The sequence below is a fragment of the Bradyrhizobium sp. IAR9 genome, from assembly GCF_013408065.1.
Lineage (GTDB): Bacteria > Pseudomonadota > Alphaproteobacteria > Rhizobiales > Xanthobacteraceae > Bradyrhizobium.
Genome location: NZ_JACBZW010000005.1, coordinates 121,402 through 139,728, shown reverse-complemented (window position 1 = coordinate 139,728; position 18,327 = coordinate 121,402). Strand labels below are relative to the sequence as shown.

The 18,327-nt window shown below is 65.7% G+C and carries 20 protein-coding genes; 9 read left to right on the top strand and 11 right to left on the bottom strand.

The annotated features are described in order from the left end of the window. Positions 1 to 9: 9 nt before the first annotated feature. Entirely contained in the window at positions 10 to 1,002 is a 993-nt protein-coding gene (locus GGD67_RS15480) for a zinc-dependent alcohol dehydrogenase family protein (protein WP_179734061.1), read from the bottom strand. A gap of 112 nt (positions 1,003 to 1,114) precedes the next feature. On the opposite strand from GGD67_RS15480, the gene GGD67_RS15475 reads away from it, so the two are divergent. From GGD67_RS15475 to GGD67_RS15465, 3 genes are all read left to right on the top strand, one after another. After that, the gene (locus GGD67_RS15475; RefSeq protein WP_179734058.1) at positions 1,115 to 1,816 is read left to right on the top strand and encodes a GntR family transcriptional regulator; all 702 of its coding nucleotides are present in this window, start codon (positions 1,115 to 1,117) and stop codon (positions 1,814 to 1,816) included. A gap of 93 nt (positions 1,817 to 1,909) precedes the next feature. Next, entirely contained in the window at positions 1,910 to 2,773 is an 864-nt protein-coding gene (locus tag GGD67_RS15470; protein ID WP_179734056.1) for a fumarylacetoacetate hydrolase family protein, read from the top strand. 8 nt (positions 2,774 to 2,781) lie between these two features. Beyond that, positions 2,782 to 3,360: an amino acid synthesis family protein gene (locus GGD67_RS15465; RefSeq protein ID WP_179734055.1), complete on the top strand. Its 579-nt coding sequence runs from the start codon at positions 2,782 to 2,784 to the stop codon at positions 3,358 to 3,360. A 15-nt stretch (positions 3,361 to 3,375) separates the two neighbouring features. Here the strand turns inward: GGD67_RS15465 and GGD67_RS15460 are convergent, their stop codons facing one another. Further along, complete coding sequence (locus GGD67_RS15460) at positions 3,376 to 4,203, bottom strand: MBL fold metallo-hydrolase (protein ID WP_179734053.1); 828 nt, start codon at positions 4,201 to 4,203, stop codon at positions 3,376 to 3,378. 97 nt (positions 4,204 to 4,300) lie between these two features. Here GGD67_RS15460 and GGD67_RS15455 point away from each other — a divergent pair, with 97 nt between their 5' ends. Beyond that, entirely contained in the window at positions 4,301 to 5,173 is an 873-nt protein-coding gene (locus GGD67_RS15455; protein WP_179734051.1) for a LysR family transcriptional regulator, read from the top strand. Here the strand turns inward: GGD67_RS15455 and GGD67_RS15450 are convergent. After that, on the bottom strand, positions 5,157 to 5,918 hold the full coding sequence (locus tag GGD67_RS15450; protein WP_179734049.1) for a hypothetical protein: 762 nt from the start codon (positions 5,916 to 5,918) through the stop codon (positions 5,157 to 5,159). The genes GGD67_RS15455 and GGD67_RS15450 overlap by 17 nt on opposite strands. A gap of 15 nt (positions 5,919 to 5,933) precedes the next feature. Beyond that, positions 5,934 to 6,122 (bottom strand): hypothetical protein, encoded by a 189-nt coding sequence (locus GGD67_RS15445; RefSeq protein ID WP_179734048.1) that lies wholly within the window; start codon positions 6,120 to 6,122, stop codon positions 5,934 to 5,936. A 253-nt stretch (positions 6,123 to 6,375) separates the two neighbouring features. On the opposite strand from GGD67_RS15445, the gene GGD67_RS15440 reads away from it, so the two are divergent. After that, complete coding sequence (locus GGD67_RS15440) at positions 6,376 to 7,350, top strand: DUF2336 domain-containing protein (protein ID WP_179734045.1); 975 nt, start codon at positions 6,376 to 6,378, stop codon at positions 7,348 to 7,350. A gap of 142 nt (positions 7,351 to 7,492) precedes the next feature. Here the strand turns inward: GGD67_RS15440 and GGD67_RS15435 are convergent, their stop codons facing one another. From GGD67_RS15435 to GGD67_RS15420, 4 genes are all read right to left on the bottom strand, one after another. Next, on the bottom strand, positions 7,493 to 7,837 hold the full coding sequence (locus GGD67_RS15435; RefSeq protein ID WP_018315768.1) for a DUF1491 family protein: 345 nt from the start codon (positions 7,835 to 7,837) through the stop codon (positions 7,493 to 7,495). A 53-nt stretch (positions 7,838 to 7,890) separates the two neighbouring features. After that, positions 7,891 to 8,100: a hypothetical protein gene (locus GGD67_RS15430; protein WP_026201548.1), complete on the bottom strand. Its 210-nt coding sequence runs from the start codon at positions 8,098 to 8,100 to the stop codon at positions 7,891 to 7,893. 154 nt (positions 8,101 to 8,254) lie between these two features. Further along, positions 8,255 to 8,965 (bottom strand): peptidoglycan-binding domain-containing protein, encoded by a 711-nt coding sequence (locus GGD67_RS15425; RefSeq protein WP_018315766.1) that lies wholly within the window; start codon positions 8,963 to 8,965, stop codon positions 8,255 to 8,257. Beyond that, positions 8,958 to 10,823 (bottom strand): ATP-binding protein, encoded by a 1,866-nt coding sequence (locus GGD67_RS15420; protein WP_179734043.1) that lies wholly within the window; start codon positions 10,821 to 10,823, stop codon positions 8,958 to 8,960. The genes GGD67_RS15425 and GGD67_RS15420 overlap by 8 nt, the downstream gene beginning before the upstream one ends. Positions 10,824 to 11,233: 410 nt before the next feature. On the opposite strand from GGD67_RS15420, the gene GGD67_RS15415 reads away from it, so the two are divergent. Together GGD67_RS15415 and GGD67_RS15410 are read left to right on the top strand one after the other, a co-directional pair. Next, on the top strand, positions 11,234 to 11,677 hold the full coding sequence (locus tag GGD67_RS15415) for a DUF5330 domain-containing protein (protein ID WP_179734042.1): 444 nt from the start codon (positions 11,234 to 11,236) through the stop codon (positions 11,675 to 11,677). Between the two features lie 67 nt (positions 11,678 to 11,744). Continuing rightward, positions 11,745 to 12,173, top strand: a complete 429-nt coding sequence (locus GGD67_RS15410; RefSeq protein WP_092256626.1) for a SufE family protein — start codon at positions 11,745 to 11,747, stop codon at positions 12,171 to 12,173. A 154-nt stretch (positions 12,174 to 12,327) separates the two neighbouring features. Here GGD67_RS15410 and GGD67_RS15405 read toward each other — a convergent pair whose 3' ends face one another. Together GGD67_RS15405 and GGD67_RS15400 are read right to left on the bottom strand one after the other, a co-directional pair. After that, a complete protein-coding gene (locus tag GGD67_RS15405; RefSeq protein WP_018315761.1) occupies positions 12,328 to 12,747 on the bottom strand; it encodes a MucR family transcriptional regulator in 420 nt (139 codons plus the stop codon). A gap of 133 nt (positions 12,748 to 12,880) precedes the next feature. Further along, positions 12,881 to 13,783 (bottom strand): DUF308 domain-containing protein, encoded by a 903-nt coding sequence (locus GGD67_RS15400; RefSeq protein WP_179734040.1) that lies wholly within the window; start codon positions 13,781 to 13,783, stop codon positions 12,881 to 12,883. Positions 13,784 to 14,095: 312 nt separating this feature from the next. On the opposite strand from GGD67_RS15400, the gene GGD67_RS15395 reads away from it, so the two are divergent. Both GGD67_RS15395 and GGD67_RS15390 read left to right on the top strand, forming a co-directional pair. Then, the gene (locus GGD67_RS15395; RefSeq protein ID WP_179734038.1) at positions 14,096 to 15,745 is read left to right on the top strand and encodes a glycosyltransferase family 39 protein; all 1,650 of its coding nucleotides are present in this window, start codon (positions 14,096 to 14,098) and stop codon (positions 15,743 to 15,745) included. 181 nt (positions 15,746 to 15,926) lie between these two features. Beyond that, positions 15,927 to 16,706, top strand: a complete 780-nt coding sequence (locus GGD67_RS15390; RefSeq protein WP_092256635.1) for a class II aldolase/adducin family protein — start codon at positions 15,927 to 15,929, stop codon at positions 16,704 to 16,706. Positions 16,707 to 16,927: 221 nt separating this feature from the next. On the opposite strand, the gene GGD67_RS15385 is transcribed toward GGD67_RS15390, so the two are convergent. Next, positions 16,928 to 18,322, bottom strand: a complete 1,395-nt coding sequence (locus GGD67_RS15385; RefSeq protein WP_179734036.1) for a M20/M25/M40 family metallo-hydrolase — start codon at positions 18,320 to 18,322, stop codon at positions 16,928 to 16,930. Positions 18,323 to 18,327 lie beyond the last annotated feature (5 nt).

Here is an 18,327-nt window from a genome sequence, read left to right as displayed (position 1 = left end):
GTCACCCCCTCATGGAATCATGATGATCTTGCCGAGCGCGGAGCCCTGCTCGAGCAGCGTATGGGCCTTCCTGACCTCGTCGAGCTTCAGTACCGCCGAGATCGCCGGCTTGATCGCGTTGCGGCTCAAGGCCTCGATCACGCTGCGCATCAGGGCACGACGTCCGTCACGATCGTGGTCGTAGATGTGGAAGGAGAAGCAGCGTATCGCCGGACAGATGTCGAGATGATCGCGCATCGCCGCCATCAGATTCTCTTCCGGCAATCCGGCGAAGGCGTTGTACGACAGCAGCGTGCCCCATTTGCCGAGCGCGCCGAGATAAGAGGTGAACTCGGGCCCGCAGACGTGATCGAGCACGAGGCCGACGCCCTCGCCATCAGTCAGTTCGCGGGTGCGCGCCACGACATCCTCGCTTCGGTAGAAGATGACATGATCGGCGCCGTTCCCCCTGGCGAATGCAGCCTTCTCTTCGGTGGAGACCGTGCCGATGACGGTCATCCCGGCAAGCTTGGCCAGTTGCACCAGCGCCGTGCCGACGCCGCCGGCTGCGCCGATCACGAGCGCGCTTGCGGGCGCGCGGGGATGACGGCATTCGTGCAGCAGTGCGTAAGCGACCTGATAGTTCGACAGGCACACGGCCGCCTGCAGATCGACATTGTCGGGCAGCGCGTGCACGGCATCCGCGGGCGCGACCACGTAATCGGCGTAGCAGCCGCCGCGCTGGGACAGATCGCGGGCGCTGAGCAGCACCTTCTGGCCGAGGGCAAGTCCCTCGACGCCGGACCCGAGCGCAGAAATGCGCCCCGCAACATCGTTGCCGGGATTGGCCGGCAACGGCGGCATCCATTTGTAGACGCCGCGCCGGATCAGCACGTCGGGCTGACCGACCCCGAACGCCTCGGCCCGGATTTGCACCTGGCCGGCTCCGGGCACAGGCACCGGAAGCTCGACCACCTCGAGTGCATCCGGCCCACCCGGCTGACGCACCAGCACCGCCCTCATGACTTCACGTGCTCCCTAGACCATATTTTCGAAAATCATACCGTTTACGAAAATTATTGCAAGATGCTCGTTAGCGCGGCATGTTGAGGCATCGATTCAGCGACAGATCCCCATGCCCGAGAGCGCCATCCGCCCCCGCAAGGAATTCGGCAAGACCATCGCCGCCGACATCACGCATCGGCTGCGCGAGGAGATCATTGCCTGCGCGCTTCCGCCCGGCGAGCCGCTGCGCTTCGACGTGCTGCGCGAGCGGTTCGGCGCGAGTTTCACGACGCTGCGCGAGGCGCTGACCGCGCTCGCCGCCGAAGGCATGGTCGACGCCCAGGAGCAGCGCGGCTTTCGCGTCGCGCCGGTCAGCCGCCAGGATCTGGTGGAGGTCACCGATGCGCGGGTGCTGATCGAGATGGAATTGATCCGCCGCTCGATCGAGCGGGGCGATGACGACTGGGAAATCGCGGTGATCTCCACCCTGCACAGATTGAAGCGAATCGAGCAGCGCGATCCCGAGCATCCCTTGCGTGATCCCGAGTGGAAGATCGCGCATCGCCAGTTCCATCAGGCGCTGGTCTCCGCCTGCGGCTCGGCGACGCTGCTCGCCATTCGCGCCGAGCTGTTCGATCGTGCCGAACGCTACCGGCATCTCTCCGCCAATTTCAGGCCGCGCCCGCGCGATAAGGCCGGCGAGCACCAGGCCATCATGCAGGCCGCCATCTCGCGCAACGCGGATCTCGCCGTGCAGCTGATCGAAGCGCATATCCGCTCGACCTCCGACAACGTCGCCAAATACGCCGGCCATCTGCTCGACGCCGAATAGGCGACCTGCATTTTCACATGGCGGGCTTGCGCCCGGCCTCATTTTCGAAAATAATACACTCTATCGAAAATAGGAACCCTTGGGGGCGAAACCATGAAGCTGCTGTCGTTCTTGGATGGAAATCGGGAAAGCTGGGGCGCCGTTGTCGAAAACCGCGTGGTGGATCTGGGCCGCGCCCTGCCTCAGTACCCGACGCTTGCGGATTTTCTCGGCAGCGATGACTACGCCAAGCGCGAGGCGATCGTCGCCGGGCACAAGCCGACGCTGGCGCTGAGCGACGTCAAATACCTGCCGGTGATTCCGCGGCCCGAGAAGATCGTCTGCGCCGTGCGCAACTATCTCGACCACCACAACGAAGCCGTGGCGTTCGGCATGAAGCGCGAGATTACGGAATTCCCACCGATCTTCCTGCGGGTGTGGCGTTCCCAAGTTGCGCACAACGCGCCGGTGATCCGGCCGAAGGTCTCGGACAATTTCGACTGGGAGGGCGAGCTGGCCGTCGTCATCGGCAAGGGCGGCCGTCACATCAGCCAGGCCGACGCATGGAATCATGTGGCGGGCTATTCGATCTACAACGACGTCAGCGTGCGCGACTGGCAGCGCCACGCGCAGCAAATCGCTTCGGGCAAGAACTTCGTCGGCACCGGCCCGTTCGGACCGTGGCTGGTCACGCCGGACGAGATCGGCGATCCCACCAAGCTGAAGCTCGAGACGCGCGTCAACGGCGCGACCGTGCAGTCCTCCGACACCTCGATGCTGATCTTCTCGATCCCGCGGCTGATCGAATATTGCTCGACCATTTTCGATCTCGTCCCCGGCGACGTCATCGCGACCGGCACGCCGGCCGGCGTCGGCTTCACCCGCAAGCCGCCGATCTTCCTTAAAGCCGGCGATGTGGTCGAGGTCGAGATCGAGAACATCGGCGTGCTCAGCAATCCCGTCGTGAACGAAGCGTAGGGCCGCCGATGTCCTACGATATTCGCAAGACCGCGCTCGGCGTCGAGACCATCTGGCATGAGCGCGGGCCCCGGCTGGAAAAGCCGCTGCTGGTCGGAACCGCCGTCGCGGTGATCCGCAATCCCTTCGCCGGCCGCTATGAGCCGGACCTGATGCCGTTCCAGGCGTCCTTGCGTCAGCTCGGGCGCGAGCTTGCGAGCGCGCTGATCGCACAGCTCGGCGGCGCCGAGCGCATCGAAGCCTATGGCAAAGGCATCATCGTCGGCGAGGACGGCGAGCTCGAGCAAGGCGCCGTCTGGCATGAAGCCGGCGGCCATGGCATGCGCGAGGTACTGGGCCAGCCGAAGGCGATCGTGCCGGCCGCGAAGACCATCGGCGGTCCTGGCACGCGCCTGATGGTACCGCTCGGCCACATCCATGCCGCCTATGTCCGCAGCCATTTCGGCACCGCGGAGATGACGCTGTGGGATGCGCCACGGCGCGACGAGATCGCCTTCGGCCTCGTGATGGCAACCGGCAGCCGACCGCACGCGCGCATCGGCGGCCTCAAGGCGTCGGAGATCTCCGTGCATGACGGGCAGCGGTGAGGTGTCGGCGCGCACTCAGTGCGCGCCGCAGCGGCAGCGCTCGTAATCGGCGGGATCGTGGCTGTTGATGATGCTCACGCGATCGCCGTGATCGCGCTTCAGCGCGCGCAGCCGTTCCTGGTTGGCGATCCGCATGTCGCGGTCCATGTCGCCGCGGCGTTGGAAGTAGCCGAGCATCAACGGCATGCGCGGCGACGCGTCGAGCTGGGCATGGTGGAAGTAGCTGTCGCCGGCATGCAGCAACCAGCCATCGCCCGAGCGCACCGCGATGCCGCAATGGCCGAGCGTGTGGCCGGCAAGCGGGATCATCAGGATGTCCGCCTCCTTGTCGCCGAGCGCGCGCACGCCCTTGAAGCCGAACCAGTCCTCGCCGGCTTCACCGTAGAATTGCCAGCGCGGACCGTGGCTCCACTGCCCCGTGACATAGCGGCCTTCCGGAGGCGCGGGCTTGCGCAGCACCGCCATGTCGTATTCGGCGCGGTGGACGTGGATCGCGGCATCGGGAAAGTCGGGCACGCCGCCGGCATGATCGCGGTCGAGATGCGTCAGCAGCACGTGACGCACGTCGTTCGGTGAATAGCCGAGCGCCCTCACCTGCTCGGCCGCCGTCTCCGCGGGATCCAGCTTTGGCGCGGTCTGCCGCACCCAGCGCCGCCCCAGCCGCTCAGGCGATGCGATGTCATCGAGGCCGATCCCGGTGTCGACCAAAGCCAGCCCGTCATTCGTCTCCATCAGCAGGCAGTGGCAGACCAGGCGGGCGCGCTGGAACAAGCTGCCGCTACCGTTCACCAGGCGGCGGCCGATCGGGCACATCGTGCCGGTGTTGAGATGGTGGATCTTCATCGCGTATCCCTGCCGGTGTTCGTGAGCAGGACGCTCTTGTCATGGCTCGATCCATAGGTAAAATATTGAATATTGATACTATCTCTAGGCCAATCCTATGGATATCCGCGAGCTTCGCTACTTCGCCGCCGTCTACCGCGAGCGCAATCTGACCGCGGCGGCGCGGGCCTGCTTCGTGTCGCAGCCGTCGATCTCGACTGCGATCACCAATCTGGAGGCGGAGCTCGGCACCACGCTGTTCATTCGGCACAAGAAGGGCGTCGCGCCCACCGCCTCGGCCGAGCAGTTTCATACGCTGGCGCGCCGCATTATCGACGAGGCCGATGCCGCGCGCAGCCTGTTCAAAAAGCCTAGCGCGAAGACCACGGTGACGCTGGGCCTGATGCGCACGCTCGACGTGCCCCGGACCATCGCGCTCTTGAAACCGCTGACGGCGCGTAGCGACATCGCGCTTCGCCTCGTCGGCAGCGAAGAGCGCGCAGACGCGCGGATCATCGCCAAGACCATGGTGCGCGATGACGAGCATTTCGTCGCGATGTGGAGCGAGCGCTATGTCGCCGCGTTGCCGCCGTCGCACCCGCTGACGCTGAAGGACAAGCTCCGGGCTGCCGACCTCGCCGGCGTGCCGCTGATCGACCGCTGTCATTGTGAACAGAACGCATTCTTCGGCCGCAATGCGCAGCGGCGCCAGACCGCGGCGATCGCGCAATCGGAGGATTGGGCCATCGCGCTGGTCGCCGCCGGCGTCGGCATCGCCATCGTCCCGGAAGGCGTGGCGAAGGGCAATCTTGATGTCGCGGTGCGCGAGATCGAGGTCAAGGTGAAGCGCGAGGTCGGCCTCGCCTACCGCGCCTCGGTGCCGCTGGCGGATGCGCTGAAGGAGTTTGTCGGGAAGCTGCAGAAGCAGCGGCGGCCGGATCGAACCAAGCGCCGGGTCGGCGCGCGCAAAAAGCTCAGCCCTTCGAGATGACCGCACGCCCATAGGGCGGTTGCGCCTGGACCGGCGGGTTGGCGGTCTGGGCGGCGAGCTCGCCGATCAGGCGGTCGGCGTCGGCGGCCATGCCGTCGGGGGCATGGATCACCAAGCGCTCCAACGCCCAGCGGTAGGAAGAGATCCGCTGCTCCAGGCATTGCTGCACCCACTGCACGATCAGCGAGTTCTCCTGCATGCGCGCCACCGCGTCGTCCCTCTCCCTCGGCGAGAGCGCGGAGACGCGCGCCATGCTGGCGTCGCGCTTCCGGTCGAGATCGATGACGCGGATCGCGGACGCGAAGAACGGCTCGAAGCGGGTGATGTCGTTGCGCACGTCCTCGATCAGCTGCGCATAGCGCGAGGAATGCGAGCGGTGCGGCTCGTCGATCAGTGTGCGACCATACATGGTACGGTCGAACACGATCTTCTGCCGCCAGGGCGAAGGCATCGCCTTGTAGTCGCCGAACACGCTCTTCCATGCGGGGCGTGACAGCGGCGGCTCGATCATGGGATAGGCGAGGTCGCGCAGCTGGCGCTCCTCGTCGGTGAGCTGGAATTGCGAGGGACCCAGGCCGACGCTGCCGGTGGCTTCGGCCCCCAACCAGCGATGCATATCGTCGCTGCGCATGTCAGCGCGGGTGCGGCCGAAATCGCCGCCGCTACAGGCCCCGAGCGTCGCAGCCAGGAGCGTGAGCAGGACGGCCGATAGAACAGACCGGATCTGGCGGATGGTGTCCGGCATTGCAAAAGCCCGAAATCAGCGACGGCGACGACGGCGCCCCGGCGCTGTGCCCTGCTCCGGCCCGTGATCGCCGCTGGTTTCGTCTACCTCGCGCTCGATACGGATGACGGGAAGGATCAGGATCGTTCCCATGTCCGCGCGCGGAGCGACATCCCCCGACGAGCCCACCCGGCGACCGGCCGGAAATTCAATGATGGTCCCCATGTCAGCTCTCTTCAATTGCCGCGCGACCAGGCGCGCTCATGCAACATGCATTCATTAAGATCAGTTCATGGTTAACGGGGTGTAAACGTCGCGGTCGGACCGTAGCCGCACGGGCCGGCCGCGACGTCCCGCTGCGGCACGAGATCGCTACAAATCGAGCGTTCGGCTTCACGCCTCGTTTTCCTTAACGAGCCTTTAAAGGAGCCTACGATAGGCTGGCGAGCAGTATCTCTTCCAGGTCGCGTATCTCTCCATGACCAAGTCGCTGTTTCCCGGATTCGACGGGCTGATGTCCCTCTCCCGTCGCCAAGGCGTCGATGTTCGGCCGACGCTGCTGCGCGTGCTGACCGACCTCTATGTGCAGACGCGCATCCACAGCGACGACGAGCAGCGCCAGTTCACCGAGCTTGCAACGCGGCTGATCGACCAGGTCGACGATGCGACCCGCGCAGCCATCAAGGCCAAGCTCGCAATCTATCCGTCGACGCCCGTCCCGGTCCTGCAAAAGCTCGGGCTGGTCGCCGCGCAGGAAGGCCGCAGGGTTCCGCTCGCCCGCGAGATCGCCACGCCCGCACCCGCCCCCTCGCCGGCCCGCACGCCGACCGATGCCGAGCTGCGCATGGCCGCCAACATGGCGATGCAGCCGACGGACGCCGCCGAGATCCACGACATGTTCTTCCGCGCCGGCGCCTCCGAGCGCGCGCTGATCCTGCACAACCTGGCGCAGACCCCGCTGAAGGCCGCGCCCCGCATTCCGACCGTGCGCGCCAAGCGCGCGATTCAGATCCTGGAGATGGCGGCGATCGCGGGCGACGTCGACAATTTTACCCTCGAGCTCGGCGACAGCCTGATCCTGCCCTCGCGCGTCGCGGCCCAGATCGTCGACGATGCCGGCGGCGAGGCGCTCGCGGTCGCCGCGCGCGCGCTCGACATGCCGAGCCCGAACTTCCAGCGCATCCTGCTGTTCTTCAAGCCGGAGATCGGCACGTCCGTGAACGAGGTGTACCGGCTGTCGCGGCTCTACGACCGCCTCAGTGACCGTTCGGCGCTGGTGATGCTGGCAGCCTGGCGCGGCTCGACGCTCGCCGTTACGCGCGCAAAGTACCAGCCGTCACTGCACGATGGCGAACGCCAGCGCGCCCGCGCGGGGGCAAGCCAAACGCGGCTGGGCGTGCAGCCCGGCGCGGTGCCGCGCCGCACCGGCACCGACGGGTCATCGGAGCGGTAGCGCAGACGGTTTAGCCCGTAGCCCGGATGGAGCGCAGCGTAATCCGGGTCTCCGTCACTCGTGGCGGAAGTCCCGGATTACGCTTCGCTCCATCCGGGCTACAAGGCTAGGCGTTGGGCTCGCAACGACGGAAGAGCAGCAGTTACGTCTTCGCCAGTTCCAGAAAATGCCGCCCGCCGCGATCCTCGGTCTCGACGATCCAGGCGTCCGGATCGAAGCGGATTTCCTTGGCGAGACGCTCCTCGATCGTGTGCTCGGGCAGGGGTTGCTGCGCGACCGGCACGAAGAAGCGATCGACGGGACGGCCGTCGTCATAGACGGTCTGCGGCGCCGGCGCGTAGAGCATCGCATGGCCGTCGAGCAACGACACCTTCACGAACACCGCACCCGCCTCCTCGGCCCCGCGACGGCGCACCGCGCCGAACACGCCTTCAGTCTGGCACCGGCGCAGGTAAGCCGCGACCCATATGTTGGATTTCAAACGCATGAGTCGAACGATAGGCCAGCGTGACGCGCGCCGCCAGTCTCAGCGTCCGATTGTCACGCCTTGCTTACACGTTGCCCGCCGTTGATCTGGCGCGCAACGAGATATGACAGCGGCATCGCAAGCGCGAATCCCACGGCGACTGCATAGGGGATGTTCCTGATCGCGTCGGCGGCGAAACTCGGCACCATCAGCACGACGATCAGGCTGACGCCCGCCAGCGTCGTGCCCAGCATAATCCAGACCAGAACCGAGACCTTGAACATGACAATCTCTCTTCTTCGTTGAAGATGAGCGATCATGTTCCCCAACGCTGTCGACCGTCATTGATCCCAAGCAAATCGCCCGCGCGCGGGCGCGGCTTGGTCTGCGGCGCGCGATGGCCGGAATTGATCGGCGTCAATGACAGCGGGATGCGCGTTATTCGACGGGATGGCCGATCGCGGCGCCGAGCTCGCGCAGCAGCCGGTCGGACAGCTGGCCAGTGACCTGCATCTTGTGCTCGCGCTCGAACTTCTGGATCGCGGACTGGGTCTCACCGCTCATCGTGCCCGTGATCTTCAAATTGCCGTAGCCATATTCGGACAGCGCGCGCTGCACGCCGGCGATACGCCGTGCGGCGGGGCTCTGCGGCACCGGAATCGGCGCGGGCGGACGCATGGCGGACGGCGGCGTCGAGGTCGTCGCCTTGACCAGATTGGTCATGGGATCACTGCCCGCACGCGGCGTCGATGCGGTCGCCTCGACGGGCTTTTCGGGCGGCTTCTCGGCGGCTCGCTCGGCAGGTTTCGGCTCGGCGCGGAACTCCGTCGCGCGCGGCTCCAGCGGCGAGGTATCGGCGCCGACCGGGCGCGGACGCGGCATTGGGTTCGACAGCGCCACGGCGGACGGCGCGGGAAGATTGATCACGGTGCCGAACATCGGCGCCGGATGGCGGCCGGTCTGCAGGAACAGCGCATTGGCAACGATCGCGCCGATCGCGGCGACGGCGACGAGACCGGCCAGCGTGTCCTTCGGGCTGTGCAGCAGCACGCGCATCACGAGGTTGCGCTCGGTCTCGACATCGATGACCGCGGCCTTCGCGCCACGGCGGCGCGGAGCGGCTTCGTCCTTGGCAGACTTCTTAGGCACTTTTCTTCACCAGAGCGGGTTGGTCCTGAGACTGGTCGTGAGTTTGGTCCTGAAGGTCCTGGCGCAGCACCGGCGTCAGCGTCGCGACCTTGCTCTCGACCGGCTTGACTTGCGGCGGCGTGTAGACGAGCGGCAGCCTGACGGTGACGGCGGTGCCCTCTCCCAACCTGCTTTGTACCGTCAATTCGCCGAGATGCAACGCCACGAGACTCTTCACGATCGAAAGTCCGAGGCCGGTTCCCTCGTGACGGCGCTGATAGGTCTTGCCCGCCTGGAAGAACGGCGCGCCGATGCGCTTGAGATCGTCGGGCGCGATGCCAACGCCGGTGTCGCTGATGCGCAGCGTCAGCTGCGAGCCCGACACCGAAGCGGTCACCGAGACCTGACCGCCGCGCTCGGTGAACTTGATGGCGTTGGCGACGAGATTGAGCACGATCTGCTTGAATGCCCTGGGATCGCCGGTCATGACAGGCAGATCCTGCGGCGCATCGGTGATGAGGTCGATGCCGTTCTCCCGCGCCTTCAGCGCCAAGAGATTGCAGCAATGCAATAGCGAGGCGCGCGGCGCGAACGGCTCGGACGCGATCTCGAAATTGCCCGACTCCATCTTGGACATGTCCAGGATGCCGTTGACGACCGACAGCAGATGCTGGCCGGAATCGTTGATGAGCTGGGCATATTCCTGGCGCTGGGCCGAGCCCAGCATCAGGGTCTGCTCCTGCGCGATCATCTCGGAGAAGCCGATGATGGCGTTCAGCGGCGTGCGCAGCTCGTGGCTCATGGTGGCGAGGAAGCGCGTCTTGGCGGCATCGGCAGCTTCCGCGGCACTGCGCGCCTGATCCAGCGCCTGCTCGGACAGCTTGTGGTCGGTGACGTCGCGCATCACGGCGACGACTTCGGCCTCGCGCATGACGTCGCCATGAGGATTCTGGCCGATATCCCGGTCGAGCGGGCGGCAGCGCATCTCGACCCAGAGGAAATCGACCTGACCACGCTCCGAACCGTCGGGCTCTCGCCGCAGCCGGAACTCGATGCTGCGCACATCGCCGCGCGCGGCATCGGAGAGCGCGGTGAGATAGGCCGGGCGATCGGCGACATGGACGCGGTCGAACAGGCCATGCCCGAGCAGTTGCGCCACCGGCGTGCCGAGCATCGCTTCCGCCGCGGGCGAGATGAACTGCACCGCACCGTTGCGCCGATGCCGCGAGACGACGTCGCTCATGTTGCGGGCGAGCAGGCGATAACGCTCCTCCTCACGCGAGAGCAGCGCCACGCTGGTGCGCGCCAGCGATTCGGCGCCGAAGGCAAGGCCGGCGGCATAGAGCGTCGCCGAGACGACGCCGCACGCCATCAGCACGCCGCGTTCAGCAGGGCTGGTGTCTGCAACCGGCAGCCAGCCGAGCTGGCCGACGAGGATCAGGAGTCCTGCACAGGACAGCGCGAGCAAGGATGCGAAGGCCGCGACGCGGCGCGAGGCCGACAGCGCGGCTTCGAGGGGAACCACGACCAGCCAGACCGCGGCAAATGATTCGATGCCGCCCGTGGTGCCCGCGACCGCCATGATCAGGCCGGCGAGCGCCAGCGACGACAGCACATGGGCGCCTTCATAGCGGCCGGTGCGCGACAGGAACCAGGACAGCAGGATCGGCGCGATCAGCCAGGCGAACGCGGCGACCTCGACCGCGCTCGGCGCGCCACGCATGGCGAGATAGACCGGGAATGCGGCAAAGGCGGCCAGGCTGCCGAGCAGCCGCGGCGCCATGAAGGCACGATGACGCGCCCGCATCAGCGCATCGTAACGCGCGGAGGGATGCAGCAGTGCATCGAGACAATCGCGGATGATACTCAAAACTGTCACGGGTCTCGCGCTTCGGCTCAATCGTCTTTTGGAAGACGCGCCGCAACGCCTCCTTGTCGTTGAGCCACCGTGTCAGAGCGACCTTAAACGAGTGCTAAGGCGGCTCGGTGTGCGGCCGGACGCCGGGACATCGCGGGGCTTTTTAGACGATTTGGCGACGTCTTCGGCGAGGATGGTGAACACAGGGTTTCACGCCTCCCGGCATGGTTTCGAATTGGTGGATATGCGTGCCAGCGAAATCACGGGCGCCGGCGTCAATCGAAAATTTACGACACCGTCGATCTCGAAGAATTTTGCGTAAATTTTCCGCGAATTAAGCTCAAGGCAATCACTTGCGATTTATCGAGAGTTGCTAGGTCCGACATCCGCGGAGTTCGCCGTGGACGGGATCGAACGTACAGGTCGCTAAGATGCGCTTTCTGCTCCGCATCACATTCTGGCTCGGGCTGGTGCTGGTGCTCCTGCCCAGGGACAAGACGCCCGAATCGGACAAGCTGCCGCAGATCGGTGCCGCCGATGCGGTGCAGGCTGCGACCGCGGCCGTCTCCGACATGACCCAGTTCTGCAAGCGCCAGCCGGCGGCCTGTGAGGTCGGCGGACAGGCCGCGACCATCATCGGCCAGCGCGCCCAGGACGGGGCGCGCAAGATCTACCAGATCATCAACGACAAGAAAGAGCAGATCTCCAACGACAAGAACGAGAAGACCGACAAGAACGACAAGAAGGCGCCCGACCACACAGGCTCGATCGCGATGGCCGGCGAAGGCGATGCCGCATCGACCGAGGCGCCGCGCGATACCCTGAGCCAGGACGACCTCGCGCTGGAATGGCGCGGCCCGGCGGCGGCGAATTAGCGCCCAAACCCTATCGATTTCATCTCCTCGCATCCTTATATTGGCCCTAACGGGAACACGGGCCAACATGACGACGATCGACGAAATCAGGGACAATTTCGAGCTTCTGGATGAGTGGGACGACCGCTACCGGTACGTCATCGAGCTCGGCCGTACCCTGGAACCGATGCCCGAGGCGGAACACTCCGCCGAGAACAAGGTCAACGGCTGCGTCAGCCAGGTCTGGCTGCAGAAGCTGGTCGACCGCGGCCATGGCGCGCCGATCCTGAAATATCGCGGCGACAGCGACGCGCATATCGTGCGCGGGCTGGTCGCGATCGTGCTCTCGCTCTATTCGGGCCGCACGCCGCAGCAGATCCTCGATACCGACGCGATCGCGGTGTTCAACGAGTTCGGCTTTCGCGATCACCTGACGCCGCAGCGCTCCAACGGCCTGCGCTCGATGGTCGAGCGCATCAAGACCGATGCGAAAGAGGCGCTGGCGGAAGCGTCGTAAGACGCTCTCGTAGGGTGGGCAAAGCGGCTTGTCCGCCGTAGCTCGAAGAGCGAAGGCGTGCCCACGATTTGCGTGTGACTGGTGAGAATTCGTGGGCACGTCGCGCAAGCGCGCGCCTTTGCCCATCCTACCAGAGCTGGCCGAGCGAGCAACTCTACTTTCCCTTCTTCCGCTGCTGCTGTCCGAGGCCCATCTGCTTGGCCAATTGCGAGCGCGCCACCGCATAGTTGGGCGCGACCATGGGGTAGTCGGCCGGCAGGCCCCATTTCTCGCGGTATTGCTCCGGCGTCATGTTGTACTGCGTGCGCAGATGGCGCTTCAGCGACTTGAAGCGCTTGCCGTCTTCCAGGCAGACCAGATAGTCGGGCGCGATCGACTTCTTCAGCGAGACCGCCGGCTTGGCCGGCTCGAGCGGCGCGGTCTCGGTGCGACCTGACGACACCCGCACCAGGGCGCCATGCACCTGGCTGATCAGATTCGGAATCTCCGTCGCAGGCGTCGGATTGTTGCTGAGATAGGCCGACACGATGCTCGCCGTCAGCTCGATGAAATTCTTTGCCCCAGCGTCCGACATCGGCCCGCCCCTCCACTTGCGCCTCACGGGATAGACGACGCCGAACTATTCCGTGTCAACAGGACGTTCGGCTGAAACAAGACGATGACCGACACGGTGGCGACAACGGCGCTCTAGTTCTGCGCGGCAGAGCTCAGGACCGCTGGTCGAGATGGGCGCGCAGCTCGTCGATCGAGGCAAAGCGCATCATGCCCTCCGGCATCTGCGCTTCGATCGAGCCGTCGGAATAGAGCGAATAGGCCATGCCGTCGACGATTCCGGATTTGAGCACGGTGACGGGCGGCTGCTCGACAGGTGGCGGTGGAGGCGGCGGCGGCTCGGGCGCAGGCGGAGCGGCCTCCGCAAAGGTCGATGGCGAGCGCGGCGGCGGCCGGCGCAAGGCGGCCGGCGGCTCCGGCGGACGCATGCGGTCCGGCTTCGGCCAGGCATCGTCGAAGCTTGCAGGCGGAGTATCCAGGGCCTCACCGGGCTCCGCAGGGAGCTGCGGCGGCGCGTCCTCGATGGCCTTCGCCTCCGCACGCTCCCGTTCCTTACGCGAGGTCGAGGCGAACAACAGGTTGCGCCGGCGCGGCGCTTCCGGAGCCGCGGGCGGCGTTGGAGCTTCCGGCACCGGCGGCGTCTCGACACGCGGACGCTCGCGCGCGGCGGCTTCGCTCTGCCACGGCGGCGGGCCTGCGGCGGGCGGCGGCGACGGTGGCGGCTCGATCCTTGCCTCGCCCCTTGCCGCCGCAGCGGGCATCGGCTCGGGCGCAGCAGCGCCTGGCACGGCAAGGCCCGGCCCGGATGCGGCGAGGCCCGGCAGCACGGGCCTGACCCGAACCTCGGACGGCGCACCGGCCAGCCGGCGCGCGAGGCCCTTCAGTTCCGTGACCACGACATAGAGGCCGGCCAGTAACAATCCGGAGCAGACGGCGATCGTGCCCGAGATTATGAGGGGGCTGCCGAGGCTGAACTCCCTGACGGAGAAGCCAAACAGGATCGAAAGGAAGCCCGCCACGACGGCGAAAATCCCCGCGATCAACAATGCCAGATTCATCGAACTCACCCCCGGTCGCCATCCACACGCGACAACCGCTACGCCACGATACCGTCATCCGGTGTTCCACGCCAACGAGGAATTGTCGGTAGCGTTCCTAAAGGGAAGGAAATCAGGGACTTATTCACATTCCCTTCAGCTACGGCTCGCTACTGCTTAGACTGCTCTCAAGTAACCGGAATTGCTGCGTCGCATCAGGAATTTAGCCATAATGCCCAATTACTTGGTAATGGAACTGCGCTATAGGGAGTCCGGGGTTGAGGCCCGCGCGCACCAGCAGGGCCAAGAGGGGATTCCGGGGCACCGATAGCCATGACATCCATCACGACTTCGGCGATCGACACGCCTCTGCGGCGCTCGGTCGAACGGACTTGCGACGATCTCGCCATGCTGGTGCTGGCCGCGGTCGCGGTCATTGCGGGCCTGACGTTCCGCGACTACGGCCTCGGCTGGGACGACTACACCCACGCTGAATATGCCGATTTGCTGCTGCGCATGTTCGGTTCCGGCTTCAAGGACACCGCGGCGCTCTCCTTCGCCAATCTCTACATGTATGGCGGCGGCTTCGACATGGTCGCGGCCCTCCTGCACAAGATCATTCCGCTCGAGCTGTTCGAGACGCGACGACTGGTCGGCGCCATCGTCGGCGTGGTCGGACTTGCGGTGACGTGGCGGCTCGGCCGCCGCATCGGCGGCCCCCTTGCCGGTCTTGCCTCGCTGCTGCTGCTCGCGCTGTGCCCGATCTTCTACGGCCACATGTTCATGAATCCGAAGGATGCGCCCTTCGCGGTGGCCATGATCATCCTGATGCTCGGCCTGGTCCGGCTCGCCGAGGAATATCCCAAGCCGTCGCCGCGCACGATCCTGATCGTCGGCCTGGGTGCCGGCCTTTCGCTGGGCTGCCGCGTTCTCGGCGGGCTTGCGCTGGTGTACGCCGTGCTCGGCTTCATCCCGCTGTTCCTGCAGGAACTGCGCAGCGAGGGCCTGCGCGAGTCGGTCCGCCGCTTCGCCCATGTCGTCTATGTGCTGCTGCCTGGCCTCGCGTTCGGCTACCTCGTGATGGGCCTGATCTGGCCGTGGTCGATCATGGAGCCCGGCAATCCCTTCGAGGCGCTGACCTACTTCTCGCACTTCTTCGAGAAGCCGTGGAAGGAGATGTTCGACGGCGCGATCGTGTCCGTGCCGGACATGCCCTGGTCCTATCTGCCGACGCTGTTCGCGCTGCAGCTGCCCGAGGTGATGCTGGTGCTGATGGCCGGCGCCGTGGTCAGCACCTTCGCCATGCTGCCGCGCCGCGAGGTTCCGGCGCGGCGCAAGACCATCATGCTGATGCTGACGCTGGCAGCGACCCTGCCGCTCGCGATCGCGATGGTGAAGCGGCCGGCGCTGTACAACGGCATCCGCCATTTCGTGTTCGTGATCCCGCCGATGGCGGTGCTCGGCGGCGTCGCCTTCGCCTGGGCCATGGAGCGCCTGCGCGCCAATCACCGCACCTGGCAGCCCGTCGTGCTCGCCACGTTCTGCTTTGGCCTCGCGCTCTCGCTCGCCGAAATGATCCGGCTGCATCCCTATCAGTACACCCACTTCAACCACATCGCCGGCACCGTGCGCGGCGCCGACGACCGCTTCATGCTGGACTATTGGGGCCTCGCGCTGAAGCAGGCCTCGGATGAGCTGCGCGAGCAGATCGTCGAACGCCAGGAAGTGCCGCCGACCAATCGCAAATGGAAGGTCGCGGTCTGCGGTCCGCAGCGCCCCGCCCAGGTCGCGCTCGGGCCCGACTTCACCATCGGCTGGGATTCCAACGCGGCCGATTTCGCGATGACGCTCGGCGAGTTCTACTGCAAGGGCCTCACCGCGCCCGTGATGGTCGAGATCAAGCGCGACGACGTGGTGTTCGCCCGCGTCTACGACATCCGCGGCCGCAGCATTTCCAGCCTGCTATCGATCCCGGCGCCGTAATATTCTTCTCGCGTAGCCCGGATGAGCGAAGCGACATCCGGGATCCCTCTCAGAGCGGTCCCGCATGTCGCTCCGCTCATGCGGGCTACGCTTGACTGCCGCGCGCTTGTCGCGCCTTGCTGCTTGCCACGAGCGGTACTACGCTCCCTCCCCGCAACAACGATGTTCGGAGAGATCAGCCATGTCGCCAGCGGAAGCGCGCCTGAAGGAAGTGCCGTCTGATATGACGGAGGCCGAGTGGCAGCAACGGGTCAATCTCGCCGCCTGCTACCGCCTTGTCGCGCTGTACGGCTGGGACGATCTGGTCGACACCCACATCTCCGCGCGCGTGCCCGGCCCCGACCATCATTTTCTCATCAATCCCTATGGGCTGATGTTCGACGAGATCACGGCCTCGAGCCTCGTCAAGGTCGATTTGCACGGCAACCAGCTGTCCGAGAGCGAATACAGCATCAACCCGGCGGGCTTCACCATCCATTCGGCGATCCACGAGGTGCGCGAGGACGCGATCTGCGTGCTGCATCTCCACACGCTCGACGGCACCGCGGTGTCGAGCAGCGCTGAAGGCCTGCTGCCGCTGAACCAGACCGCCCAGCTCGTCACCCACGACCTCGCCTATCACGACTATGAAGGCATCGCGCTCGATCACGACGAGCGGCCGCGGCTGCAGAAGGATCTCGGCGACCACAACCACATGCTGCTGCGCAATCACGGCACGCTCACCGTCGGCCGTTCGGTCGCCTCCGCCTTCGAGCGCATGTACCACCTCGAGCGCGCCTGCTCGATGCAGGTGCGCACGCGCGCGCTCGGCACGCCGGTCTACCCGGTCGACGATACCGCGATCGACAAGAACACCGAGCTGCTCGCCAACCGCGACCGCGCCGAGCTGCGCGCCACCAACCTCGTGTGGCCGCCGCTGCTGCGCAAGCTCGACCGCGAGCTTCCGGGCTACCGGTCTTGAGATTTTCGGGATTTGGTGTAGGGTAGCTCCCAACTAACCTCTACGCCTTTTGGAATGAAACGCCGCCCAATTCCGGGCGGCGTTTTTATTTTGGGGCGGTGGTCGCCACGACAGCAGAGCCGTAGGGTGGGCAAAGCGCAGCGTGCCCACGTTCTTTCGCGTTTGGTGAGAGATGGTGGGCACGGCGCTTTGCGCCTTTGCCCACCCTACGGCAGCTCGCGCTACTTCACCTCCGCCAGCGCCGCGAGGATGCGGGCCCAGGAGCGGATGCCTTTCTGGAAGCTTCTCAAATCGTACTTCTCGTTCGGTGAATGGATGTTGTCGTCGTCCAATCCGAAGCCGACCAGCAGCGAGTCGAGGCCAAGCGTGCGCTTGAAGTCGGCGACGATCGGGATCGAGGCGCCGGAGCCCATCAGCACGGTCTCCTTGCCCCATTCCTCCGTCAGCGCCTTGCTGGCGGCGGCGAGCGGCTTCATGTTCCAGTCGAGCGCGACGGCGGGCGCGGCGGAATGGTCGCCGAACTCGACCTTGCAGTCGCCGGGAATGCGCGCCGTCACGTAGTCGCGGAAGGCCTTGCGGATCTTTTGCGGGTCCTGCCCTTCGACCAGGCGGAACGAGACCTTGGCTGAAGCATGCGACGGGATCACCGTCTTGGAGCCCTCGCCGATATAGCCGCCCCAGATGCCGTTGACGTCGCAGGTCGGGCGCGATGAGGCCTGCTCGATCAGGAGGCGCCCCTTCTCGCCGGCCGGGATCGACAGGCCGATCGGTTTGAGGAACATCTCCGGCGTCAGATTGAGCTGCTTCCACTGCTCCAGGATATCAGGCGGCAGATCCTTCACGCCGTCATAGAAGCCGGGAATCGTGATGCGGTTGTCGTCGTCGAACAGGCCGCCCAGAATTTTCGTCAGCACCCGGATCGGGTTCATCGCGCTGCCGCCGAACACGCCGGAATGCAGATCGCGATTGGCGGCGGTGATCTTCAGCTCCTCGTAGAGCAGGCCGCGCAGTGAGGTCGTGATCGCCGGCGTGTTGCGGTCCCACATGCCGGTGTCGCAGACCAGCACGTAGTCGGCTTTGAATTCGTCCTTGTTGGCCTCGATGAAGGGCACGAAGTTCTTCGAGCCGACCTCCTCCTCGCCTTCGATCAGGAACGTGATGTCGACCGGCAGCGAGCCCGTCACCTTCTTCCAGGCGCGGCAGGCTTCGACGAACGTCATCACCTGGCCCTTGTCGTCCTCGGCGCCGCGCGCGACGATGATCTTGCGGCCGTCGACATGGTCGGTGACGACGGGCTCGAACGGCGGACGGTGCCAGAGATCGAGCGGGTCGACCGGCTGCACGTCGTAATGGCCGTAAAAGATCACATGCGGCCGCCCACCGGCTCCGGTCTTGCCGACGATGGCGGGATGGCCCGCGGTCGGCCTCACTTCAGTGGCGACGCCGAGGCTCGCGATATCCTTGGCGAGATGCTCGGCCGCCGCCTTGCAATCCCCGGCGAAGGCCGGATCGGCGGAGATCGACTTGATCCGGAGCAGCGCGAACAGGCGCTCCAGGCTGTTGTCGAAATCCTTGTCGATGTGGTCGAGCACGGATTGAAGCTGCGCATTGGCCATGGTCG